This is a genomic window from Dyadobacter fanqingshengii, assembly GCF_023822005.2.
GTDB classification, from domain to species: domain Bacteria; phylum Bacteroidota; class Bacteroidia; order Cytophagales; family Spirosomataceae; genus Dyadobacter; species Dyadobacter fanqingshengii.
Map to the genome: position 1 here is coordinate 3,850,490 of NZ_CP098806.1, position 24,714 is coordinate 3,875,203.

General features: G+C 46.0%; 17 protein-coding genes. 2 read left to right on the plus strand and 15 right to left on the minus strand.

The window, feature by feature from the left end:
* Nucleotides 1–7: 7 nt before the first annotated feature.
* The 14 genes from NFI81_RS15955 to NFI81_RS16020 all read right to left on the minus strand — a co-directional run bounded on the left by NFI81_RS15955 (nt 8) and on the right by NFI81_RS16020 (nt 19,094).
* Nucleotides 8–1,723: an FAD-dependent oxidoreductase gene (locus NFI81_RS15955; RefSeq protein ID WP_234611450.1), complete on the minus strand. Its 1,716-nt coding sequence runs from the start codon at nt 1,721–1,723 to the stop codon at nt 8–10.
* A 5-nt stretch (nt 1,724–1,728) separates the two neighbouring features.
* The gene (locus tag NFI81_RS15960) at nt 1,729–2,634 is read right to left on the minus strand and encodes an anti-sigma factor (protein WP_234611449.1); all 906 of its coding nucleotides are present in this window, start codon (nt 2,632–2,634) and stop codon (nt 1,729–1,731) included.
* Nucleotides 2,631–3,176: an RNA polymerase sigma factor gene (locus NFI81_RS15965; protein WP_234611448.1), complete on the minus strand. Its 546-nt coding sequence runs from the start codon at nt 3,174–3,176 to the stop codon at nt 2,631–2,633. The genes NFI81_RS15960 and NFI81_RS15965 overlap by 4 nt, the downstream gene beginning before the upstream one ends.
* Before the next feature lie 252 nt (nt 3,177–3,428).
* Nucleotides 3,429–4,157 (minus strand): gliding motility-associated ABC transporter permease subunit GldF, encoded by a 729-nt coding sequence (gene gldF / locus NFI81_RS15970; protein ID WP_234611447.1) that lies wholly within the window; start codon nt 4,155–4,157, stop codon nt 3,429–3,431.
* A 37-nt stretch (nt 4,158–4,194) separates the two neighbouring features.
* Nucleotides 4,195–4,710, minus strand: a complete 516-nt coding sequence (locus tag NFI81_RS15975) for a DUF4199 domain-containing protein (RefSeq protein WP_234611446.1) — start codon at nt 4,708–4,710, stop codon at nt 4,195–4,197.
* 42 nt (nt 4,711–4,752) lie between these two features.
* Complete coding sequence (locus NFI81_RS15980; protein ID WP_234611445.1) at nt 4,753–5,313, minus strand: DUF4199 domain-containing protein; 561 nt, start codon at nt 5,311–5,313, stop codon at nt 4,753–4,755.
* Complete coding sequence (locus tag NFI81_RS15985) at nt 5,310–6,593, minus strand: dihydroorotase (RefSeq protein WP_234611444.1); 1,284 nt, start codon at nt 6,591–6,593, stop codon at nt 5,310–5,312. Before NFI81_RS15985 ends, NFI81_RS15980 begins: the two co-directional genes overlap by 4 nt.
* Nucleotides 6,594–6,644: 51 nt before the next feature.
* The gene (gcvH, locus tag NFI81_RS15990) at nt 6,645–7,025 is read right to left on the minus strand and encodes a glycine cleavage system protein GcvH (RefSeq protein WP_234611443.1); all 381 of its coding nucleotides are present in this window, start codon (nt 7,023–7,025) and stop codon (nt 6,645–6,647) included.
* A gap of 77 nt (nt 7,026–7,102) precedes the next feature.
* Entirely contained in the window at nt 7,103–14,188 is a 7,086-nt protein-coding gene (sov, locus tag NFI81_RS15995) for a T9SS outer membrane translocon Sov/SprA (RefSeq protein WP_234611442.1), read from the minus strand.
* Nucleotides 14,189–14,370: 182 nt separating this feature from the next.
* Nucleotides 14,371–14,961, minus strand: coding sequence for a Holliday junction branch migration protein RuvA (ruvA, locus tag NFI81_RS16000; protein ID WP_234611441.1), 591 nt, complete (start codon nt 14,959–14,961; stop codon nt 14,371–14,373).
* 31 nt (nt 14,962–14,992) lie between these two features.
* A complete protein-coding gene (locus NFI81_RS16005) occupies nt 14,993–16,561 on the minus strand; it encodes a lytic transglycosylase domain-containing protein (protein WP_234611440.1) in 1,569 nt (522 codons plus the stop codon).
* 298 nt (nt 16,562–16,859) lie between these two features.
* A complete protein-coding gene (gene gatA / locus NFI81_RS16010) occupies nt 16,860–18,317 on the minus strand; it encodes an Asp-tRNA(Asn)/Glu-tRNA(Gln) amidotransferase subunit GatA (protein ID WP_234611604.1) in 1,458 nt (485 codons plus the stop codon).
* 90 nt (nt 18,318–18,407) lie between these two features.
* Nucleotides 18,408–18,608, minus strand: coding sequence for a Sec-independent protein translocase subunit TatA/TatB (locus NFI81_RS16015; RefSeq protein WP_026631334.1), 201 nt, complete (start codon nt 18,606–18,608; stop codon nt 18,408–18,410).
* A 69-nt stretch (nt 18,609–18,677) separates the two neighbouring features.
* Nucleotides 18,678–19,094, minus strand: coding sequence for a YkvA family protein (locus tag NFI81_RS16020; protein ID WP_234611439.1), 417 nt, complete (start codon nt 19,092–19,094; stop codon nt 18,678–18,680).
* Between the two features lie 208 nt (nt 19,095–19,302).
* Here NFI81_RS16020 and mdh point away from each other — a divergent pair, with 208 nt between their 5' ends.
* The gene (gene mdh, locus NFI81_RS16025; protein ID WP_234611438.1) at nt 19,303–20,229 is read left to right on the plus strand and encodes a malate dehydrogenase; all 927 of its coding nucleotides are present in this window, start codon (nt 19,303–19,305) and stop codon (nt 20,227–20,229) included.
* A 103-nt stretch (nt 20,230–20,332) separates the two neighbouring features.
* Here the strand turns inward: mdh and NFI81_RS16030 are convergent, their stop codons facing one another.
* Nucleotides 20,333–21,709 carry a hypothetical protein gene (locus NFI81_RS16030; protein ID WP_234611437.1) on the minus strand — a complete coding sequence of 459 codons (1,377 nt, stop codon included), beginning with the start codon at nt 21,707–21,709 and terminating at the stop codon, nt 20,333–20,335.
* Nucleotides 21,710–21,754: 45 nt separating this feature from the next.
* Here NFI81_RS16030 and NFI81_RS16035 point away from each other — a divergent pair, with 45 nt between their 5' ends.
* Nucleotides 21,755–24,631: a triple tyrosine motif-containing protein gene (locus tag NFI81_RS16035; protein WP_234611436.1), complete on the plus strand. Its 2,877-nt coding sequence runs from the start codon at nt 21,755–21,757 to the stop codon at nt 24,629–24,631.
* The last annotated feature ends 83 nt before the right edge of the window (nt 24,632–24,714 follow it).

A 24,714-nucleotide genomic window follows, 5' to 3' on the forward strand; every position in this document is an offset into this window, starting at 1 on the left:
CTAACCCTCACCACCCCAACTCAACCCCCTCCCCCTTCAAAAACCCCTGAAACCCAATCAACAACTCCTCCCGCTCCCGCACAACCCGCGGCGCCACACCTTTCTCCCCAGCGAACTTCACCAATAATCCCACAGCCTCCCCAATGCTCCATTCAACCGGATGGAGGCGGTAACAGCCATTCGTAATGTGCGTTGTGCCAATGTTCTTATTTGCTGGAAGCAGATTTTCCATCCGCACGGGCAGCAATGCGCCTAGCGGAATCTGGAATGGCAATGATGCGAAATCAATGTAGTTATCTCCGGCGCTGCTGGGGTGCAGGTCGATGTGGTAGTAGCCTACTCCTACGCTGTCGTGGAAGTTGGAGGCTTTGTCTTTGGAGCCTGGGGCGCCGTTGGCGACTGCTATGGCGCGGTTTTCGGCTCCTACGTGTTCTTCTTTAATAGTGAAAAGGGCTTTGATGCGGCGGGATTCACGGACGTAGGGGTATTTGGCGAGGCCATCTTCGGTTCCCATAATGTCTTTGCGGAGGCGGATTTCGGGCCAGCCTTTGCCGCCGTCGGGGCGTGGGGCTTCGGTTTGTAGCCAGTATAGCAAGGATAGGCTGAGCTGCTTGGCGCGGTTGACGTGTTTTTCGAAATCTTTTTGGCTGGCTCCGATAAGATTGCCCAGAAAATAATCGTTTTGGGGCCAATTGACGATGGTAATGTCGCCTGCGTAGGTTCCGGGTTTGAAATTGTCTTTGCTGATGATCCGGCGGTAATTCCAGAGGTTCAGCATATCGCCCGTTTTGATGCCTGCCGGGTGAAATCCAAGTTGTTTCGGCTCCAATGTTTTGGGATTGGAATAGGACAGGTCCAGCAACTTTCCCGACCAGGGTTTGGTCATTTTTGGAATAAAATCCTTCCAGAATGCGTATTCAACTGGCTTTTCGATCACATGATTTTCTCCCGGCCGGTAATCGATCGCGAAACAAACGGTGAATGCCTGGTTGTTTTCAGGATTGCCCTTTTCGGGTGCGTGGAGCTCGTTGGTTTCACTTTTGGATTCTGTGCCGGTTACGAATTCTGTTCCGGTTATTGGCAGCAGGTCGCCTAATTCTGTGGCGTCTACAAAATAGGGTGCGGAGAGCTTGGAGCGGGTTTTTGTTTTAACATTCACCACTTCCAATGACCGGACTTTATTCCCATCGACGTCCGCCGAAATGGCTTTATGTTCTATCAACAGTGTCAGCTTGCCCGAACTGATGTAGGGCATGAACATATCGTTGAGAACGGCAACCGCTACACGCGGCTCATGGCAGAGGCGGGAAACAGCGCCGTCACCGGGATTTAAATGCTTACGATTCCTGGCTTCGTCGGTAAGCGGATAATGGTTGATATAATATTGGCGGATCACTGTCCTAAAATCCCGATAAAGCTGCGTAGCGCCGTGTGTTTCAATCCATTGATGCTCGTCCGGCGGGACGCCTTGCTGGGAAAGCTGGCCGCCGAGCCAGTCGGTTTCTTCGGTCAGGATTACGGATAGGCCATTGCGTAATGCGGCCAATGCAGCTGCACAGCCGCCTAAACCGCCACCGGCAACGACCATATCGGCCTCAAAAAAAAGATTCTTTGCAGGGTCTTTCGACTGCTGCAAAGAATCCGGATTTTGTATTTTATCTTCTTTGTTCGAAAGCAAGCTGCCCCCCAGTGCAATGCTTCCCAGGAAATTTCTGCGCTTCATTCTTTTTAAACTACTTTCCCCATCACATACATTTCTTCCATAGTTGGCGAAGGAACGCCTCCTTCTTTTTCAAGTGTGATAGCGAAAGCAACTGCGCCTGGTTTTGTGTTTTTCATGGTAAGGACCTTTCCGGAAAATTCCTGATCGATCATCCCGTTATCAACCGGCTTGCCGTCCACAATGCTCCAAAGCTGATACTGCTTACCAGCAGGCGCTTTCGGTAAATTTTGCACATCGAGCAGAACCTTGTTTGTAGCAATATGCCAGAATGCCGACACGGAACTTCCGGGAGATTTTGGTAAACCGGCCAGATGAACAGATTTATAACCTGGATCGCGGAAAAGATTTGCAAGCGATTGGTTATACTCAAAGCCTTGTCGCAAAGTCGCCATTTCAGTCTTCATACCACTCATTTCCGATGCCAGCTGCTCATTACTACCTTTGTATTCAGTAAGTTGGCTAGCCGACCAAGCGGCAAACAGCGCTAGCAACACGGCAGCTGCAACTGCCAGTTTTGCCCAGAATGGTGTTACCACCTTGGTTTCAACACTATTAAAGACATTATCGATCACTCTCGGTTCATCCTGTGCTACCGGACGGATTGTACTGATCACGGGAACCGGCTCGCTGTCAGCGTCTTCGGCCCTTGTTTCGTCAATGTTCGTATTTTCTATTTCCTGCGCGGAATCAAAGTTCATTTTTGCAAAAAGCGACTCTTTCAATGATGCAGGAGGTGGTGTCTGATGTTTCAGTGCATATTCTTCCAATGCGCTCTCAGTCCGTAGCAGCTCTTCTTTTATCTCGGGATAAATATGAGACATGCACTCCACTTCCTGTTTTTCCTGAGGAGAAACAGTGCCCAATACATATTCCTCTAATATACCGGACTCTATGTAGGCTTGGATATTCATACTGCAAAGTATTGTTTTAACTCTTGTAATGCTGTCCGGATCCTTGATTTGACAGTTCCCAGCGGGATACTCAGCTCCTCGGATATTTCTTCATGCGTGTATCCCTGAAAATAGGCCATGTCAATGAGGATCTTCCTTTCGGGCCTCAGCATGTTCACAATTGCTTTCATTTCCGAACTGGATGTCAGTGAATCTTCATACACGTCCCTTTCGTTCAGAACTGCCTTGTTTTCGATATCATCCATCGCTGGTTTTCTTCCTTCGACTCGCGCGGCGTCTATCGCACCATTCCGTGCAATATTCATGATCCAAGTAAATAATCTTCCTTTTTCCGGATTGTAAGAAGCGATATTCTTCCAGATCTTCAAGAAAGACTCTTGTAATACATCCGCGGCCCTCTCCTCGTCCCTCAATGTTTTTGAAATGATATTAAACAAAGCGCCTGAGTAATGGTCGTACAGAAATTCAAAAGCTGTTCGCTCGTTTCTTTTTAGAGCTAACACCAATTCCTCTTCCGAGTATTTTAACTTACTAGTCGCCAAGAGTTGCTTAACATTTAATTGTATGTTATGAATTGGCAATCTAACGAAATTTCTGAAGAACCGGTCACCGTTATTGTAAATTATTGCGACCGGGTTTAAGCCATCAAAAACGCTGATTACCTGCGATAAAGGAGGCCTTCCGGCATGGGTACATATTGCATTCATCATAGTGTGTTTTTTATTCATATACGAACAACACACAAGAAAAGATCAATGTAATGCCAACTCTTGCGGAAAGGCCAGAGATATGGCCTATTTTCTTATTTTTTCAATCCTAATGTACGCCAGGAACAAGAATAATGCCATGAGGCTCAGAAGATAAATGATGTTTCGGGAATCGACGAGCCCTTTTCCTAACGCCAGGTATTGCTGATCCAGTGCTGCCCAATTAAGCAATTCGGCAGCCAATCCTACTCCTGCAAGTTGTGCCAATGCGCCAAAACCCACATACCAAACGAAGGCAATAAAGACGCTCGCGATGAACGCTACGATCTGATTGTCGGTCAGTGAAGAGGTCCAGATCCCCATGGAAACCAGCACGCCGCAAAATAGCAACAGGCCAATGTAAGAGCCGAAAACTGCGGCAGAATCAACATTACCTTCGGGGTTCCCTAATTTGTAAACGCTATAATAATAAATGAGTGTGGGCAAAAGCGTGATCGCTACCAAGACCCAGTTTGCCAAAAATTTGCCAAGTACAAGCTCGCTGTTACGCAACGGCTTGGTCAGCAGCAGTTCCAATGTACCGTTCCGGGCTTCCTCGGCAATGGAGCGCATCGTAATGGCCGGAATCAAAAAAAGCAGCACATACGGAGCCAGCTGGAAGAACGAGCCCAGATCGGCATAGCCATAATCGAGAATATTGGAATCAGGAAAAACCCAGACGATCAGGCCGATCGCAGTTAAAAAGGCGGCCATCACAATGTAGGCGATCAGGGAATTGAAAAAGCTCCCTATTTCCTTTTGAAAAATTGCAAACACATTTGAAAAATTTAAGCGGCAGGAATGCTTTCAGATTTTATTCAAAAACCGGCTTTTCGCGGCGGATAATGGCTGCTACGATCAGTGAAATTACCAGGCCGGTCAGCACATAGCCGAATACACCAATTGCAAACACGATCCCGGGCGACATGAATTTCTGGGACAACTCCATAGCCTGGTCAATTTGCGAATCGTCCATGCCTTTCCGCTCCATATCCTCACGCACTTTGTCCATTCCTTGCGTCAGTAACGTGTTATCAATGAACTGCATATAAAACATGGTGAAGGCAGAACTCAGCAAACCCATCACCGCAGAAACCAATGTGCCCAGTCCCAATCCTTCGCCATAGGACATGAAACCATTATTTTTTTCACGAAAATTCTTCATAGCCAAAACAATGGCTACGATCATGAAAGCAAACGCCAAAGAGGATAAGACCTTGTTCTGTGACAATCCGGCAATGTTGATAATTGTCGTATAGATCATGATTACCACGGACGCCAGCACGCCGTATTTCAGCGCTACACGAGCAGTTGAGGCTTGTTCTTCCATATTAAAAAGTGTTTAGGTAAGGCAATTTCCTGGTAATCAAATTTAAGATTTATTATGAAACACACCGTAATCCTGCTTTCTGAAAATAAGCGAAATGACCAGGATCGGGATGATGGCCATCACCGTTTTCTTGCTCACTTCGTCCATAATGATCTCCGAACGCTTCATGCTTCCTACCCCGTTATACATTTTGCTAAATTCTGCTTCACCAATGTTCTTCACCAGTTCTGCCTTTCCTTCGAGCATTAATGCTTTCATTTCGGCCAGGTAATCGGTAAAAACCGAGGGGTCGCCGTAAGTCACAAAAAAGTACATGAGCCACCCGGCGATCAGCGCACCAATTGTATTCACCACATAACCGATCGTTAATGCTTCCCACAAATGCAGAAATCCATTGCCGACATATTTGCGGTAATACCAGCATGCGCCGGCAATCAGGATAATGTGTATGCCAAAATCAAGGATCTTGTTATTGCCAAACGGCACAATGTCCATGGCATAAAGTCCCAGGAAAAATGCGAAAACAAGCACTCCGGTGATCAATCCAAATATCAGGGAGACTTTTAAAAGGGGTTTGTTAAAATATGCGATAATTGATTTCATAAATACCATTCCTGTTTTCCGTTATTGACAACGCCTCTCACTTTTCCACGCAGCTCTTGTCCCAGAAATGGTGTATTTTTTGATTTCGAAAAGCTTTTAGTAAATGTCCAGTTTGTGTCCTTTTCGAAGAAAGTCAGGTTCGCCAGCGCGCCTTCTTCCAATAAAGGATCCTGTAATCTCAAAATACGTCGCGGTCCCGAGGTGAACTTCTCGATAATGTCTTCCAAACTTAATCCACTGTACATGAATGCAAGGGAAAAAGCCGTTTCCAGGCCGGTTATACCAAAATCAGCATGATCGAATTCCAGGTTTTTACTTTCCTCGTCATGTGGATTATGGTCCGAAACAATGGCGTCGATCGTTCCGTCCGCGAGCGCTTCCCGAATGGCCTTCACGTCTTCGGCAGAGCGGAATGGCGGGTTCACTTTCAGGTTTGTATCAAAATCAATCAGATCGCTGTCTGTAAATGCGACCTGGTGCGCCGCAATGTCACAGGAAACGGGCAAACCATTCTTTTTTGCTTCCCTAATGAGTTCTACGGCTCTTTTTGTAGAGATTAATGAAACGTGCAATGCAGGAGAGTCAGACTTGTACATGCTTTTTTCAAGCGCATACTCGAGTAATTTGAGATCCCTGTTGAGCATCATTTCCTCGGCCAGCGAAGGAATTCCTTTCATGCCGATCAAAGTGCTTGTCAAGCCCTCATGCATTTGTCCGTAGAGTGTCAGTTGCCTGTCCTCCGGGCGGTTCATCAGCAGCGCATTGAGCGGTTGTAAATATAATATCGTTTTTAAAAACAAATCGGCATTCTGCACGGGATGCTCGCCGTCCGTAAATGCTATGGCGCCTGCTTCATGCAGATCGATCATTTCAGTGAAGTCAACGCCTTCGGCTTTGCGCGTTACCGACGCTGCCACGTGCAGTTTCACCAGCCCGCCACTGCCCGACTGGCGAATGTAGTTCAATGTATCCTTGCTATGCACAACCGGCTCGGTGTTGGGCAGCAATACAATTTCCGTAAAGCCCCCATGCGACGCTGCGGCGCGGACCGAAGTCAAATCCTCTTTATGCTCAAAGCCGGGATCACGGGATGCCACACGCATATCCACCCAGCCAGCAGACACGCACAAGCCATCCGCCTCTATTACTTCCGCATCTCCCGCATCGAGTTTATCCCCTATTGATTTAATGTTTTTGCCTTCAATCAAAATGTCCTTAATCTGGCCGTTAAACGGAGATTTTTTGTCAATGATCTGAGCTGAACGAATTAATAATTTCATATGCGTATTTCAAAACAAAAAAAAAGCTCCAAACGGAGCTTCAACCTAATATCAGGCACCTATAAACTTTTCATATTCTTCTGCGGACATTAAACCACTCTGATCATCGGGATCTGATAAACTGATTTTTACCATCCAGCCGCGTCCGTAAGGATCTGTATTAACCAGTTCGGGCTCGCCGTCCAGTTCCTCGTTCACTTCCAGCACAGTTCCGGCAACAGGGATAAGCAAATCAGAAACTGTCTTTACCGCTTCAACCGACCCAAAAACCTCTCCTTTTCCAAGAGCATCTCCTACCGTATTGATATCGACATACACAATGTCACCTAATTCGTTCTGCGCATGTTCGGTAATGCCAATGGTCGCTATATCGCCATCGAAGCGAATCCACTCGTGATCCTCTGTATATTTAAGTTCTGACGGGAAATTCATGGTTTGATCAGGTAAGTTGTAAACATCTTTAGTAACGCAAATTACAGGATGTCGGCCGTATTTTCCAAATCAAAAAGTTATTCGGCCAAATTGAATTTCAGCTGCACACCGCCGGAAGTGCTTGCGCGGTAAAAGGAATTGGAAACCAGTGGATCATTAAATGTTCTGTCGAAATAAAACTGCACACTCAAACGGTTGTTAACCATATAATTAACCGTCGGCCGGAGCTGGAAGTTGATGTTACCGGCAATAGGAATATTTTCACCATCAAACTTCCGTTGAATCGATCTCGTATCGCGGAAGGTAAGGCCCAGCTGCATGGTCATATCATTCTTCAACTTCTTTTTAACCCCATTGATTTTAAACGGAATGGCCACATTATTTTTGGTAAAACCAATGTTCACCGTTACATCCTGATTGAACAGTTCCGCCATTTGTGAATTGGACAAGTTCAATGCAATGGTGCGGTCGCGGTTGTACTCGATCCGCGCGGTAACCCTGCTTTGCGTCCGGAATTCCACGCCAACAAGCGGCTGGAATTTCTCAGACAATGTGATTGTGCTCATGGAGAACACCGGAATGTATTGACCCAATTCGTTCAAGCGAGAGGACAACGGATATCCCGTAACAGACAAATTCACATAAAGCGCTTCGTAATCCAGCGAAGACGTAAAGTTTCCGACACTGTATTGCGACATATATTTATGACGCAATGTAAATGAGCTGAAAAGGCGCTTAAAGCCAGCCAGCTGAGAAAGACCATTATAACTCAAATCCCAGTTGGGCATCGGGAATTTCAGGAACGGGTTTGTCCGAACGGTCGCCGGATCTTTGCCCGTGTAAGCCGCAAAGAAAGACGAGATCAAAACGTCCTGGGAAGTCTCATTATATTCTCCTCCGCTTTCATTCTCTGCATTCAAACGATCCCTTAAAATCGCACGGTAAGCCCTGAATTTATCAAAAACCGGCGAAGAGTTGTCCCGGTTCATTTTCGCAAAAGCGGTCCGGAAGGACATGAACGACATGCTGAACTGCCCATTGCGCAACGGACTCTGTGACACAAACTCGCCGGATGCATCGGGCCGGTAAAATTCCTGATAAGCATCCTGCCGCGTAAGCCGCGCCTCAATGATCAACCTGAAATCCTTAAACGGCTCCAAGGTGGTGTTAGCAGAAAAATTCTTTGCAATGGTCTGTTGGAAAGGCATATTCTGCTGCTCACTTTTTGTGATCCAGCCTTTTTCAGCCGCCTTAATCTGGAAATTCCGGTCCTGCTGTCCCAGGACAAATGGCAATCCCGGCGCATTGGTGTCGTCAATTCCAAAATATTTCGGTGCACGCAGGTAACCCGGAAGCGCCGTTGTTTCCTGAATCGAATAACTCACATTAATCCCGCGAACGGTCATTAGAGCACGCGTCACGCTTTTCAGAATGTCAGTTGTACGCATATCTATTTCCTCAATATCACCCGGGCTTCTTGCAAAATTCTTGCGTCCCGCGGAAGGTGTGTTGGCAAATTTCAGATATCGCAGTTTGTTATAAAGCAGCACAAAATCCACCTTACCCGTAATTCCGCGCTCTTTGCTGTTACGGATAATGTCCCCAAACGGCAGGCCTAATGTGTCTTTTAGTCCAAAAGCATTGGCCTGATATTGATAGGCGACAGAATGTTTGTAATCGGCCGTCATCCAGTCCACAAGCGGGATTTTATCGAGCGGCAAGCGGTAAGTAAGGTCAATTTTCTGGTCAAAATTCTTCATCCGGCCCAGCTTCTTGAAATTGGTCCAGAGCGAATCCTTTTTCTCAGCAGAATTAATGTCACCCATCGGCTCATCAATGATCGAGTTCGCCGTTGAGTTGTAGCTCAATGTCATGTTCCGGGTTAAATTCCAGCTCAGATCATAATAACGGTTAAACCAGAAATATTTCTCAAACAAAGGCTGAATCCCATCTGTGGTCAGATCCGCATTCCGCAGCTGCGTTTTCAGGAACCGGCGGTCCACATCCGTCCGGACAGACACCATGTTGGGCAACAATGTAAGGTTTACATCTTTGATTATATCGGCCCAGCGACTGGTTGCTTTCCAGTTTTTGAACGGCTCCATGGGTTTCGGCTGGCTGCTATACACGTAAGAAATGCCTCCACGGTAATTGCGCTGCGCATATTCCTGCGTGAGAATGTTCCTCCGTTTATCGTCACTGAATGCGTAGGTAAAGGAGAAGTTTTCAAAATCATAAAAATGGTTTCTTGCCCCAGGCTTGGTCTTGATCTTCCTGACATTGGAAAAGTTAATCCCTCGTTTGACGGCATTTTCTTCCACCATACGCCGGTAACCGTCCCGTTCCTCATCCGATTGCAGATTCCCCAGCGACGTTTCCAGCGGTGTATCCGGGTCGAGCGGATTGAAATGCGGCTTTACATTGCGCCGGTCATAACTCAGGAATAACGGAATACTAAATCCCCAGCTTACCGGTAAAAGTTTGTCCAAAGCAATGTTTGTTGAGACACCATATTCCGTCGTGAAATTACGGGAACGCTCGCCGATGCGTTGCTGCACACTTCCAAAACCAAACGTTTCAAGTCTTCCGGAAGCGGTTAATGTTGCAAAGTCAGCCAGTTTCGCATTCAGCTGGGCAATGGCCGCAACCCCGCCCGTGTCGTCAAATCCTTCTACGTGCATTTCATCCACCCAAATACAAAAGCTTTTCGCGCGTTCGTCCTGGGATTTCGGGTTTCGCATCCCGATCATCATCACCCGCACCGAACTTAGATCCGGGTTACCAACAACCGTGAGTTTGTATTTCCCATCTGCGGTCGTGATTGTGTACGGCACGCTCAGATTTCGGTCAAGCTGCCGGTTGCGTTGCGCTTTGGCTTCGATCAGGTCGGCCAATGCAATGTTCAATTCATTTTCTTCCGGCCAAACATCCCTCTCATTCGCTTGATTAGGTAATGTTGACCTCAGGCTGGACAGGTCTATTTCGTAATAATTTTGTGTAAGGTCTGTCCCGATTCGCATAAATGCGCCCACCATACGGTCCTCATTCTGCTCGTTTTGCATATGCACATACATGCGCAGTCTCTTACGGAACAACAGATCCAGGTTCACATTTTTAAACACGGCTCTTGAATCTCCATCGCGCAGGTCTGTCACGCACAGGCTCATGGATTGCTCGTTGAGCAAAAGAGGTGGCCGTTGCGTGTTGTCCTGATCCCGTTTCCAACCCGGAGGAATGGCGTATACATATTTATTAGTGGAACCGCTGCCCTGCTGCTGGCTGTTTTCCTCAATGCTTACCGTGCCGACAGTGAATTTCGCGTCGTAAGGCTCAGGAACTTCCTGCAAGCCAGGCGCATCCAGGTTAGACGTGTATTTTCTGTATTGCTGACCAACCATCTGCAATTGCGCAAAGCGAAGGACAACAGGCTGCTGGAAATCAGTAAGATACATCCGCATGAAACGGATCGACTTAAAGCCGTTCATATTCCCGATGATCCCCGAAAATTCTTTAATCGGAACCCGGAAAAGATACCAGGTCTGCTGGTCGGCCGTGTTTACCGTTTTATCAACAATGTATCCGTTCCCAACCGCCAACTGGTTTGGTTTTAAATCAATTTCATATTCGTAATAAGACTCATTGTCATTGATCGTGTTGTCGACATTCATGTCCTCGCCGTCAGGAACATTGGTAGAAGCGGGCGTTACATCCGCATTTCTTCCCAGGCTTTCGGGAGAGTTATTCTCCATGCCAATGTAGTTTTTGTAACGTTCAAGCACTTTTTGATCCGCACTATCAAGGCTTGCTCCCAGGAAAAACTGGAAATCATCACCGGAAGGGTCGCTCAAAATCCGCTCCCTTGCCTCGGCGGTAAGGTTAGCAGGCAAGCGATCAATGAATCTTTTGAAAAAAGTACGCTCCTCATCATTATTCAATCCATCCAAACCAACGTCCTGCCGCTCCCTCGCGCCGGATTCGTTACTGAATGCATTGATCAGATATTGCGTTTTGGTAACATAGCCCCAGGCCGTAGAATCCACGTTCACCCCAACTTGTTTTGGAACAATAGGAAGCCCGTTTTCAAAATTATAACGCTCGTCAGGAATCACGTCCTCTGAAATGTCGCCCAGGTTGAAAACCAGCTTACCGCCTGTGGTATTAGGTTTATCTTCGGTTCCGTCTCTAACTGCACCTAGCTTGGGATCATTGATAAATGGATCCAGCATCCAGAATTCAATGCTTTCAATGTTCGCGTTATCAAAGTCATTATCAGAAGTAATCGCGCGGCTGATCGCACCGAAATTTTGTCGCGGGTTCTTCAAACGGCCATCCGCAGCCAGGTCAACATTATAGTTGTACATTCCGCGTTCGCTCGGATAGTATGCAATGTCCAGGACATTCTGCGGATAGGAAACAAGCCCGGCAATGGGGCGGTTTGGGAAAATTTCATTGGGTAAATAAAGGCGTTCGTAATAATATTTACGGTCGTCGTCATCAAAATTTCCCGGCGGATCATAACCGCCGCCGCCAAGCCCCTGCGCACCACCGAAAATGTTGTCAACCGTGTAAGCAGAAATCTTGGCCCTCCTATACGCATAATCCAGCGTCTTACCGTCCGTGCTCTGCCTGAATTTTGGCGGAACGCCCGCTAGGCGCCACTTTTGAGGCTGCCTGGAAAGATCATATATGGTTCTCGTCGCCTCAAAATCATCCACCAACGAACGATTGTTAACGTCTTTTGAAACGCCCGGAAGCAATTTTGCAAATTCACCTTTGAACTGAATGCTTGACATTTCCTTAGTCTGTATCAAAGGCAATGCATCCAGCCATTTGGTCAGGAAAGGAACATCTTTTCTGAAATTGATATCAAAACCGAGCATTGTGTTGTTAACCGGCTCATTTCCAATAGAAACCCTGGACAGAAACCCAGCCGGGCGCTCCCTGTATTTCATTATGGTGGCACCAATGCTCATGTCACGGCTTACCATGTAATCTAACCTCGTTCCGAGCAGGGAACGGATCTGATTTTGGAACATATCTGGACGTTCGTACTCAATCACAATCTCCCGGCCAGAGTTCATCACGCTGCTGTTCAGTATCCTGACACGCCCAATTTGCGCTTCGACAATGTAATCGGAACCTGGTGAAAGCGGCACGCCTCCGGAAGTAACGGTAACGGATGTTTCCAACACGCCGAATGGCAGCTGAACTTCTGCCCCACCGCTCGACTGGTAAGATCCCTTGATGAAGAATTTGTTGCGCTCAGAGATCTGCTGCGCATCGATCATGGTTGTTGAATAAAGCTCCTGGAACACATATTTATTCCTGAACTGCTCTTCGCCAGCGCCAAATTTCCTCGAAAGATTGCTGCCGAATGGTTCAAGGACAGGAAAAATGATACGCCCCGACCTGCTATCGACCGTTATTCCATCCACAAAATCGAAGTTCCCATCGGGTTGCAGGTCATTTACCGGGTTTAACCGATCCAGGCCCGCTAAACGGATTAAGGGAATGTTGGCAATGCTGCTTTCCTGCAAATTCGGGTTATCGATTCCCGTTTGATCATCCTTATAAATAATGCGTAATTGAAAACCTTGCTTATCCATCTGGCTGGTACCCAATGAATAAACGTTTTTCATCATCAGGTTCCACATCGGAAGTTTCGTGTTATTTCGGATGGTCGATGATTTCAGCAATTTCAATGCGATCACTTCATTATCCCTGCGCGCCTGGTAATCTTCTGTAAGCTCTCCAACTTTAAATGACCGTCCATTCAATGTGTATTCGTAAGAAACGGCCAGCACTTCATCATTCCGCAATGCATTGGTTAAGGAAATATAGCCCAGCTGCGGATGAAACGAATAATCACGGTCGGCGATCAGTCTTTTCGCGCCACGAAGCAGTTCATAATCAACCGTCCTTTCCAATCCGAGGCTGGTGATTGCACTGTTCGTATTATCAACCTGACGGAAAGATTCGTTAGATGTCAGCGATTTATATAAACCATTGGCAGCATTATCAGCGGGCGAAGTCGCACGAATGGGCTGTAAACTTGGATTAGCGGATTTATAAGGAGCCGGTTCGCCCAGATCGGCGAAACCCACAACGTTCCTGAGCGATTCTGTTGTGGTTGTGCGGTTTGTAACATACACCTCCATACGCGTGACCGTCACACCCGAGGTGATCGTGGGCGTATTTTGTAACGACTTTTCGTAAATATTCCTGAAATATTGGGATAAGAAAAAGTTGCGGTTTTCGTCATAAGTGTCAGCGCGCAATTCAAAGTCCCTGCTTTGTGCGCCGCCTCTCAGAACGATCCTTTCCTTACTTGATTTTTGCTGTGAGGCAACAAATGTGGCGCTTAGTCTCCCGAACTGAAAATCGGTTTTTAAACCGAATAAATTCTGAACACCTGGAATCAACTGGCTATTAATGGCCCAGTTAATGTTCCCTGCTTCAATTTTCCGAATGAAACTCTCTTCCGGATTTTTATAATTTAGCTTAATAGCATTTTCAAAGTTGAAGTTAGCCTTGGTATCAAAGTTGGTCTGAAAACCCAGCTGATCACCCAGCCGGGCATCAAAATTGATGCTAATCTGCTCATTAAAAATAAATTGTGTATTTCTCCTCTGCCTGATCGGTATGGCGGGATTGTCCAAAAACTGGTGCATCAAGCCGAGGTCCAGCGATACAAAGCCGGTTGGTTTGAAATTGATAAAATCGTCTCCCAGCAACTTGGAAAGGCCTGGCGGAATGTCCAGTTTCGGTAAGAGTCCTCTCGAACCCATTGCGCTTTTCCCATCTTGTCTGCCTGCATATTCGCGAAGCAAACTTTTGAATGCCCTATCCTCCTGAATTTTGTCATAAGTCGAAAGATCCATCCGTTCGGGCGCACGGTAATTGAAGTTACCAGCCGGTGTTTGAATGCTTTCGGAAACGGCTACTTTGCCCGCACTATCCAGTTGAATGGAAATATTTGCAGGGTCACGCAGGTAGAATGGGGAACGGGGCCTCGGCTCAGCAACGCGGTTGGAATAAAAATCTTTCCAACGCATAATAAGCTGGCTACCAGACCTATCGATTTTCTTTTTGGAAGTATCTTCTCTTACAGTGTCGGCAATCATTGCCCACTCCTGCGCCTGCCCGGAATAAGGTTCGTTCATATCAACGGATACGTTGGCTAACAGAACAGCGCCTGTTGATATGCTTATCGCCTTAAAAAGAAAGGAGTAAATCGTTGATGACAAGGTAATATACTTATTTAGAGAAGGTTGCAGCTACAATCAAATCCATCAGAACGACTTTGCTATCGTAAATTTTTTCACCAAATATCATTACAGTTCCGTTATCGAAGTGCCAGTTTTATCAGATTCTCAACGGTGATCTCATGCCCTTCGCGCTTGATGATTAAGTCAAGGCTTTTTTCTGCAGTGGCTTTGGGGATTCCCAGTGTAACCAGTGCAGCCAACGCCTCACTTTTCAAAGTGCCGGAAGGGCTGTCTATGGTTCTTGGGCCGGTAGACACCAGATCTTCCTTGCGAATCTTATCCCTTAATTCAAGTATTACGCGTTGAGCAGTTTTGGAACCGATGCCTTTGATGGATTGGATCAATCGCAGGTCTTCATCAATAATTCCTTGCCGTATTTCTGATGAAGAAAGCGACGACAGCATGACCAGGGCTGTTGACGGGCCTACGCCCGATATGCCGATCAAGTCCAGGAAGAGCTTTTTTTCATCATTTCCCCAAAAACCGTATAGTATGTGGGCGTCTTCCCGTATATTCAGGAACGTTACAAGCTTGCAGCGTTCGCCCAGTTCGGGCAGTGAAGTATAGGTTTGTAAAGAAATCCGAACTTCATAGCCTAATCCGTTTACATCAATAATGGCATAAGCCGGATCTTTGTAGACTACAGTTCCGTTAACGTAGGCAATCATATAAATAGTATGTGTAATTGACTCTTGTTCACTAGCTGGAAATAATCAATTTTTGGCCAGGCTTGATCGCATTTCCTCTGATCCTGTTTTTCTTTTTTAACTGTCCGATTTCCAGTCCGTAACGTTGTGATATGATCCAAAGCGTATCTCCTTTTTGAACTGTGTGGTAACGCTTTTTAGTATGTCTGTCGTTTCTAACAACTTCTTTCTTAACAGCCGGAGTTGAATTTGCTGCAACTCTTGATCCGCGAACAGGCACTTTAACCTCTTTCAGAATAACCAGGCGCTGACCTCTGTTAATATTATTGCGGCGCAGGTGATTCCATCTTTTCAGCTCAGAAACCGACACCCTGTATTTTTTTGAAATCGAATTTAAATTCTCTCCTCTTCTAACGGTGTGTGTAGCTCTTTTTGTACGTGTCTTTTGTAAAACTATTTCGTCACGCCCCTCGTCAAGATCTTCATCATATTCAGACGTCGATTCCTGGCTCACCATTGCGTAAGGAAATGCAGGATTTTTGCCCATAGAATCCAAGGCAGCACTGTCCAGTTTCGCAACCAAAACATTGGGTTGCAAAAGCAGTCTGCGGGTGCAGGAATCCATAATGGAGTTTCGGTTGCTTACCAGATAAGTGTACTGCATGCTTGGCACTTTGAGTACAAAATCGCGGGTCTGGTCAGGTAAAGAAGTCTTGGTAATTTGTGGATTTAACTTTTTAATGTCCTCAAAATCAATGCTACTGTTTTTGCAGAATGCCAGCAGGTCAATGTAGCCATTGATATGAATGGTGTCGTTCGGGATCTGGAACTCGGCCTGTGCAGGGTAGATGCCGTGGTCATTGCCGTAGTTCATCATGTAGTTCATCGCCACATATTGCGGCACATACGAGCGGGTTTCGCGCGGAAGAACATTATAAATAGTCCAGAAAGTTGTTCCGTGCGAGCGGCGCATGGCGCGTTTCACATTGCCCGGGCCTGTGTTGTAAGAAGCCAGTGCAAGCTCCCAGTCACCAAAAATATTGTATAGTTGTTTTAAATAACGGCAGGCAGCTTCGGTTGCTTTTACCGGCTCGAAGCGTTCGTCAATGTATTTGTCCTGATATAGTCCGAACTCACGGCCGGTCGCTGGCATAAACTGCCATAAACCACCCGCTCTTGCATGCGAAATGACCGTCGGGTTTAAGCCTGATTCGATCATGGACAGATATTTCAGCTCTGTCGGCAAGCCGTGCTTAGCCAGTGTTTTTTCAAAAATGGGGAAGTAGAGTGGCATCTTCTCCATCATTGTCTGAGTGAATTCTGCCTTTCTATAAATAAAATATTCTACAAACTCGTGAGAAGTTTTGTGATAGGTAAGGGGAATTGATTTTTCGAGCTTGGCGAAACGCTCTTTCAAAAGCTCTCCGGAAATAGCCGGTGTGTTGCCAAATTCTTCAACAGCAGGCAAGGCGGGGATCGCCATTTCTTCTGCTGCTATAATTTTCTCCAGTGTATCCTGCTCGAATGCTAACTTCTCTTGTGGAATAATTGCCATAGCTGGCACAGTTCCTAGTCCTACACACACGGCTCCGAGCCACAATACTTTTTTCGAAATCCTCATCAATAAATGTTTTTTGAAGGTTAATCAATTCCCGGTTTTCAATGGCTACTACTTGTAAATGAACTCTTTACAAATAAAATTTCCTTGTTAAGATTTTCATCGTTCTGAAAATCTGCCTGATGAACTAGAATAATCTCTAATACATTTTACGCTAAACTTAAAAAATTTCGCTGCGGAACGACTCTGAAACTTGCCTGTCATTCCGGCACGATTATTTACTATGTAACCTGAGGGTAAATACAAACATCGTTTAAAAACGCCGGAAGAAAAAGAATGCATTCATGTTTCTCTTTGATCCTCAATGATTTGTATCCAAAACTGCTGCCGACTTTCGATTCAATTCTGTAAGATACTGAGCAAAAGCAAGCATTTTCAATTCACCAAAATAAGGAGCCATTATCTGAATTCCAATAGGCATCCCATTTTCGTCTGATCCATTTGGCACTGCAACAGCCGGATTTCCCACCACATTTGCCTGCACTGTGAAAATATCAGCCAGATACATTTGCAACGGATCTTCCATTTTTTCACCGATTGTAAACGCGGTTGTTGGCGTTACCGGTGAAATAAGAAAGTCGAACTGATCAAAAAATCTGTTTGTTTCCTCCTGCACCAATCTTCTAACGCGTTGCGCTTTGGTATAGTATGCGTCATAATAATTTGCGCTCAGAACAAAAGTACCCAGCAGTATCCTTCTCCTCACCTCTTCACCAAAAGCTTCTGTGCGTGTCTTTTTGTATAAACTTTCCAAATCCGTCGCTTCGGCACTTCTGTGGCCATAGCGGACACCATCAAAGCGGGACAAATTGGAACTGGCCTCGGCCGTTGTCAATATATAATAAGTAGGAAGTAGCGAATCAACCAATGGAATTTCTACCGGCGTCACTTCATGGCCCTCAGCGCGCAAGCGGTTGAGCATATCCAGAGTCTGCTGACGAATTTCAGGTGCTATTGCTTCACTTTCAACGCTTTCACGGATATAACCAATCTTCGCCTTGCCTGACCATTCCAAATTTTGCGAATAAGCCGGCACTTCCTTCGTAGAAACCGTGCTGTCGAAATTATCCGCTCCGGCCATGATTTCAATGAGTAGTGCTGCGTCCGCAACGCTCTTCGTAATCGGGCCAATGCAGTCAAATGATGATGCATAGGCAATCAGGCCATATCTGGAAATCCTGCCATAAGAAGGTTTTACACCTATAACCCCGCAAAATGCGGCAGGCTGACGCACGGAACCGCCCGTATCGCTGCCCAATGACGCATGGCATAAACCAGCTTGAACCGCAACTGCGGAACCTCCGGAAGATCCGCCCGGCACTTTGGTAGGATCAGCCGCATTCAGTACAGGACCAAATGATGAATTTTCATTGGACGAGCCCATTGCGAATTCATCACAATTCTGACGTCCGATTACAATGGCATCTTCATCCAACAACCGTTGAACGGCTGTGGCCGTGTAGGGAGCGATGTATGTATTGAGAATTTGACTTCCGGCTTGTAAACCGTGTCCTTTGTGCGAAAGCACATCTTTGAGTCCGATTACTAATCCGGCAAGCCTTCCTGCGGTTCCGTTGGCTATTTTCTCATCAACGGCGATGGCTGCTTGCCTGGCTTCGTCGGCATAGACTTCAACGAAAGCGTTCAGGTGTTGATTGGACTCGATATTTTGCAAATAATGACTTACTAACTTGACGCATGTCAAATCGCCTCCACGCAAATCTTCCTGAATCTCGGCCAGCGTCAGATACTCTTTCAATGTAATTTCTTTGTGGGGTTGTAAATAAAGAATCAGAGCCATTAAGTATACCCTTAAAGGCTCTGTTATAACTTCGATAAGATGGAAGCGCTATTTGGGGTCTTCCATACTTTTTTCAATATTTTCCTTAACGTCTTTAGTAGCGTTCTTGAACTCATTGATACCTTGCCCCAAACCGCGCATCAACTCAGGAATTTTCTTCGCACCGAAGAATAGTAAAACGAACAAGGCAACCAAAAAGATCTCTTGTCCACCTAATCCCATAAATGCCAAAACGGTTACTGATTCCATATCTGTTTCTTTTTTAATGTTTACAAAAATAAAAATTCTTTTCTACAGAAACTACTAAACGGTTCTGTTTTATCCTATGTTAATCGTTTTTTCACTCTTTTCCCACTGGCTGAATTTTGCAATATCACCGCCCATTGTCTTGATCAGCCAAACAATCAATGCGACGTCATCTGCGATCCCGATCACGGGCAGAAAGTCCGGAATCAGGTCAATTGGTGAAACAAAATAAATCAAAACCGCAACAATTGAAATAAGACTTTTCCATGGTAATCCCTTATATTCTCCTGCCGCATAAGCTCTCACCATCCTGATCAGCAGCTGCACGCTCGATGCCACTTCCGACAAATTTTCCTTGAACCCCACCCGGTTCATTTTGCCCATTACATCTTTGGCGAGCTCAAACAACCGTGCTGAACTCTGCACATAACGGCCAGCCTTTCCGGTTGCCGTCTTGAAAAAAATTGACTTTAAAATCCTTGATATCATTGACCCGTTGTCCATTGTATACAGCAAGAAAAAGTGGTTTATAATGCCGATATAACTATTAAGATACGCAAAAAATTGCATTTCGGATTGAGCCCAAGACTTTTCAGGCAAAAAATTTCATTCCGCTTGGTTTAAACAAATTATGTGTCCTACTTTTAGGAGAAAATTTAAAAAGCATTAATTTCTATACAATTAACCATATTTCTTTATGAAGATTACTGTTGTGGGAGCAGGCGCCGTTGGTGCAACTACTGCCGATAATATTATTCGTCGTGAGTTGGCTGAGGAAGTCGTTTTACTGGATATAAAAGAAGGCGTTAGCGAGGGAAAATCGCTGGATATGTATCAAACAGCCGCATTATTGGGCTTCAATACAAAACCTGTCGGCTCAACCAATGATTATGAAAAAACCAAGGGTTCTGATGTGGTTGTGATTACTTCCGGCTTGCCGCGCAAGCCTGGTATGACCCGCGAGGAACTGATCGGGATCAATGCAGGAATCGTAAAGGGAGTTACTGAAAATATTCTTAAATATTCGCCAGACGCCATCATTATCGTGGTTTCCAACCCAATGGATACGATGACTTACCTGGCGCTGAAAGAATCGGGCATCGCGAAAGAAAAACTGATCGGAATGGGTGGCGCTTTGGATAGTGCGCGTTTCAAAACGTATCTGGCACTGGCTATGAACGCTTCTCCGCTGGATATCCACGGAATGGTGATCGGTGGTCACGGTGACACAACCATGATCCCATTGACAAGACTGGCGACTTATAATGGTCTTCCGGTTAGCAATTTCCTTTCCACAGATGAACTGGAAAAAGTGGCGGCGGATACCATGGTCGGCGGCGCAACTTTGACCAAACTCATCGGAACTTCGGCATGGTATGCACCGGGTGCGGCCACATTGCTTTTAGTTGAAAGCATCGTCCGTGATCAAAAACGCATTGTTCCCTGCAGCGTTTATCTGGAAGGTGAATATGGGCAGAATGACATCTGTATGGGTGTTCCGGTTGTGCTGGGTAGAAAAGGCTGGGAAAAGATCATTAAGCTTGAACTGACAGACTCTGAAAAAGCTGCTTTTGAAAAATCGGCCGAGGCTGTAAGATCCATGAATGGCGCATTAAACTTATAATATGTGAATTTCCGTCATCTTAAAGATGACGGAAATTGCTTAAATGTCATCAATATAGAAATTCGTTTTTTCTGTAGTGATGACATTTTTTATTTGAAATGTATTAAATCGAAATTTGATATTGTAGCACGAATGTTCCCCGGCGCGTGTATACATCGAGCTCGTTGGCAATCGCGCCGGCGCGATAAACCGGTCGGTTCTCGTAGTTGAGAGAGATCTTGCCGTTGTGGCCTTTGATAAGCCAGTTTACACCAACATTATACACGTTCAAAGCATCATTTAGGCGTACATAATCAGCTCGTTGTAAGGATGCGTAAGGCATTAGCGTGCCTTGGCTTCCCAGCAAACCATCCTTAAATTTGTAACCGGCCTGCGCATATACAACGCTTCCTGTTCCAAACATAGGATACGCATTCCCTTGCGTCGCACCCACGCCCGGGATCGGTTGCGTCGTTCCAGTCGCCGGATTCATAATGCCATTATAGCGCAGGTAACCTTTGCCATAATCCGTGTTAAAATACCCCAGATATGCCGAAACGGCAGTCCCTTTGTCCTTATTCAAAGGCATATCCATAAATGCCGCCACAGACCAAAGCGTCATGTTATTGTAGACCGTGTCCGTATTAACCCTCCGCCAGGTCGCGTTTTGCTGGGAAATGATCCCGGCTTCAATGTTCAGGACTTTGCGTTTGCCTAAATAGGTTCCCGTCATATAACCCGGCGTAGTGTTGTCTTCTGTGTCGAAAACATTATAGATCAGCAAACCCTGAAATTGCTTGTGATTTTTTCGTTGCGCAAAAACGGAATTCAAGCCAAGAGCAGGTGGGACAGCGCCATTGGTTTCAACTGGAAAAGGGTCGGCAACGTCAATGCGGTAATTGAATTTACCGATCTGCCCGCGGCTGTAAACACTTAACTTTCTCGAAAACTGATCCGTCTGGTCAACGGTGGCCTGTGCAAAAACCGGAACGTCCATTGTCATAATGGTTCCTATGCTTGGTTGGGAAAACCGGGAAAGACCATTCACCACCGTAAGCCCGCCCCCAAAACGGATGAAGTTGGTGCCTTTTCGCTGCACTTCATATTCTCCCAGCGCATCATGAAAAAAGGCGGCAACTTTGCGGTTACTAGGCGTTCCTGCATTGTTATAGGCTGGAAATGCGCTCACTTTATTGAAATTGTTCATCCCAAACTGCGTGTAGAAAAAGATCCGGTCGGTAATCTGCCCAAATAACTGCACGCGGGTCCGGCGCAGACCAATGTCAAACGTATTGGATCTAGGATCACCCAAAACCGTGGTTCCGGGATTACTTTCATCGAAGCGCAGCCAGGTTTGATTGGTAAATGTGAATTTCACATAATGTGAGCCGGAATCGTTAAGATTGTAGCGGATATCATTCTTAGTATTATCGTCGGATGGCTTGACTTGCGCGAAGGCAACAGACGAGGAAAGCAGAATCAGAGAAAGTACTTTTTTCATTTATTGACGTTATAGTTTTCAATAGCGGATAGCGCATTAAAACATATGACACACTACCCTTTTTTTCATTTAACTAAAAAATATAAGGCTGACTTATGTACGGCTTTACTCCTTTTTCTTGTAATCATATTTGCGGCGAAGGCCCAGGAAACCCCTCCGCTGATCAATTATTCGTCTTCACTTTACAAAGCGCACAACCAGAACTGGGCTGTTGACCAAACTTCCGACCAGATCATTTACGCCGCAAATTCCGACGGCCTCATGGAATATGACGGAGCTGCCTGGAAGCTTTATCCCCTGCCCGACAGGCAGATAGTAAGGACAGTTCTTTGCGATGAAACCGTTCCCAATGCGCTTATGGGAAAGGTTCTGAAACAAAATGTCACCAGAGAGCAGCGCATTTATGTGGGCGGCTTTTCCGAGTTTGGTTATTGGAAAAAAGAATTGGACGGACAGCTGAAATATTACTCCCTCAGCAAGCGTGCCAACTTCGCCAGTCTGAAAACAGAGGAGATCTGGCACATTACCAAAACTCCCGCGCACATTTACTTTCAATCCTTCTCCCGAATTTATCGATACGACGGCCAAAACCTCACTGAGCTGAAAACACCGGGAAATTTCATGTTTTTGAGATATGTGCAAAACCGCCTTTTCCTGCCAACCATCGGAAAAGGCATTTATGAGCTCAAAGGCGGCAAATTTGAAAAGCTGGCTGGCACGCAGCCGCTTTCGTCCGTGATTGTATCAGCGATTTTGCCCTTTTCTGATGGCCAAATTCTGATAACTACATTCAAACATGGCCTGTTTTTATGGAAAAACGGCGTGCTTCTTCCCTGGAAAATCCCCCTTTCCGAAGAGCTGAAGACGAACATTATTAACAGGGCAATCATGCTCAGGCAGGACAGCAGCCTGGTTTTCGGGACCATTCAATCGGGCGTGTACGTGATTGAAAAGAGCGGAAAGCTCAAATATCATTTCAATAAGGAAACCGGATTGCAGAATAACACCGTGCTGGCGCTGACCGAAGACCGGCGCAAACAGCTCTGGATTGGACTGGACCAGGGAATAGATATGATTAAAATGTCGTCCCCCGTCATTTCTTATCAAACCAATGATAATCCGCTAGGCTCCACGTACGCCGCTGCTATCTGGCGGGGTAAATTGTATGTGGGATCAAACAAAGGGGTTTTTGTAAAAAAATGGCTTTCCACGGAGCCTTTTCAGCCTGTTCCCGGCTTGGAAGGACAAACCTGGAATTTGCAAGTATTTGATGATCAGCTAATCTGCGGGCATAATGATGCTACTTACCGCATTGATGAAAAAGGCATTACAAAATTATCCAGCATTACAGGGGGATGGGTCATGTTACCGATTCAGTCGGGGAATGAGTCGCTTCTTTTACAGGGCTCTTATAATGGTTTGCACGTTTATAAAAAGAACAATCAGCAGCAATGGGCTTACGCTTATCCGGTTAAGGGCATCCCGCCTATTCCGGTGAGGCAGATAGTCCGGGATCAAAAAGGCGCTTTCTGGCTCGGGCACGCATACAGAGGCTTATTTGTGGCCAAACTCACGCCTGCGCTGGACTCTGCTTATCACTGGAAAGAATTTAAGGCGCCTGCCGATCTGCCCGGGGAATTTGCGGTAGAGATTATGGAATGGAAAAACCGCTTATATGTACGCTCCGGCTCTGTTTTTCTGGAACCTGATGCCAATAACAAGTTGAAAACGTCAGCCAGTTTTGCCCAAACAGATGAAGATGAAGCTTTCAAAGTCCGGACGGGTGTAAATGGTGACTGGTTCAAAGTTTTTATCAATCGGATAACTTATTATGCGTCCGACAATCAGATCCATAACCTGCCACTGCCGCTTGTTCGAAATAGCGAAACCATTATCCCTGTGTCTGAGAACTATTATTTTTTCTGCCTGGACAATGGTTATGCGCTTTATAACCGCTCGTCCGGTGCCAAAAACATTGAACCGCCTGCACCGCCCATTGTTAGAAAGGTGGCTAATCTTCGGAATTTGTCTCAATCCTTCAGTATTTCGGGGAAACCGGCGCTCCCGTCGAGCGTGCGATCATTGCGGATTAATTTCGCGTTACCAGTTTACGGACAGAGCACGCAATACAAATACAGGCTTCGTGGTCTTTCAGATCAATGGTCGGAATGGACAGATCAGAACTTTGTTGAATTTACCAATCTGGAATCGACGAAATATGTCTTCGAAGTCAGGAGCAGTCTGAATGATCGCATTACGGCTTACCATTTCAGCGTGCAGCCTTATTGGCGTGAAACGTTGTTTGCCAAAATCCTCTTCACCGTATTGATAGGTCTCGTTTTTCTTGGATTGATATTTTACCAGGAAAAGCGTCTTCGCAGACATCGGAACAGGCTTATGCAGGAGCAGGAGGAAAAGCTTCGCCAGCAGCGACTCGCCAGCGAACGCCAAATTATGCAGATCCAGAATGAAAAGTTGCAAAGCGACATCCAAAGCAAAAGCCAGCAACTCAGCAACATTGCGATTAATGTTGTGCGTAAAAACGAGATTCTGGAAGAAATCCGCGACGAACTGAAACAAGTGAAAGCAGAAATGGGCCAGCAATTGCCTAACATACATTACCAGAAACTGCTGCATAGCATTGAGCGGAATGTGGCCGGCAAGGACGACTGGATGCTTTTTGAACAAAACTTCGACGAGGTGCACGAGCAGTTCTTCAAACGGCTCCGGCAACTCGCACCCACAATCTCCCCTTCGGAACTGCGCCTGGCAGCATGCCTGCGCATGAACCTTTCCACAAAAGAAATGGCCCCGGTTCTGGGAATCTCGATCCGGGGTGTAGAAATAAAGCGCTACCGACTGCGGAAAAAGCTGGGATTGGGCATGGATGGGAATCTTGCCCAGTTCATGATGGATATTTAGCCCCATTGTACTAATCCCTTATAAACCTTATTTTATACTAAATTTCCTTGCATTATTCTCATTGATGTAATGGTGATGTAGTC

Coding starts and splice junctions, on each gene's coding strand:
- NFI81_RS16035 (WP_234611436.1), top strand. CDS start 21,755: ATGACACACTACCCTTTTTTTCATTTAACTAAAAAATATAAGGCTGAC.
- sov (WP_234611442.1), bottom strand. CDS start 14,188: ATGAACGAACCTTATTCCGGGCAGGCGCAGGAGTGGGCAATGATTGCC.
- NFI81_RS15955 (WP_234611450.1), bottom strand. CDS start 1,723: ATGAAGCGCAGAAATTTCCTGGGAAGCATTGCACTGGGGGGCAGCTTG.
- mdh (WP_234611438.1), top strand. CDS start 19,303: ATGAAGATTACTGTTGTGGGAGCAGGCGCCGTTGGTGCAACTACTGCC.
- NFI81_RS16030 (WP_234611437.1), bottom strand. CDS start 21,709: ATGAAAAAAGTACTTTCTCTGATTCTGCTTTCCTCGTCTGTTGCCTTC.
- NFI81_RS15985 (WP_234611444.1), bottom strand. CDS start 6,593: ATGAAATTATTAATTCGTTCAGCTCAGATCATTGACAAAAAATCTCCG.
- ruvA (WP_234611441.1), bottom strand. CDS start 14,961: ATGATTGCCTACGTTAACGGAACTGTAGTCTACAAAGATCCGGCTTAT.
- NFI81_RS16005 (WP_234611440.1), bottom strand. CDS start 16,561: ATGAGGATTTCGAAAAAAGTATTGTGGCTCGGAGCCGTGTGTGTAGGA.
- NFI81_RS16020 (WP_234611439.1), bottom strand. CDS start 19,094: ATGATATCAAGGATTTTAAAGTCAATTTTTTTCAAGACGGCAACCGGA.
- NFI81_RS15980 (WP_234611445.1), bottom strand. CDS start 5,313: ATGAAATCAATTATCGCATATTTTAACAAACCCCTTTTAAAAGTCTCC.
- NFI81_RS15960 (WP_234611449.1), bottom strand. CDS start 2,634: ATGAATATCCAAGCCTACATAGAGTCCGGTATATTAGAGGAATATGTA.
- NFI81_RS15975 (WP_234611446.1), bottom strand. CDS start 4,710: ATGGAAGAACAAGCCTCAACTGCTCGTGTAGCGCTGAAATACGGCGTG.
- NFI81_RS16015 (WP_026631334.1), bottom strand. CDS start 18,608: ATGGAATCAGTAACCGTTTTGGCATTTATGGGATTAGGTGGACAAGAG.
- gcvH (WP_234611443.1), bottom strand. CDS start 7,025: ATGAATTTCCCGTCAGAACTTAAATATACAGAGGATCACGAGTGGATT.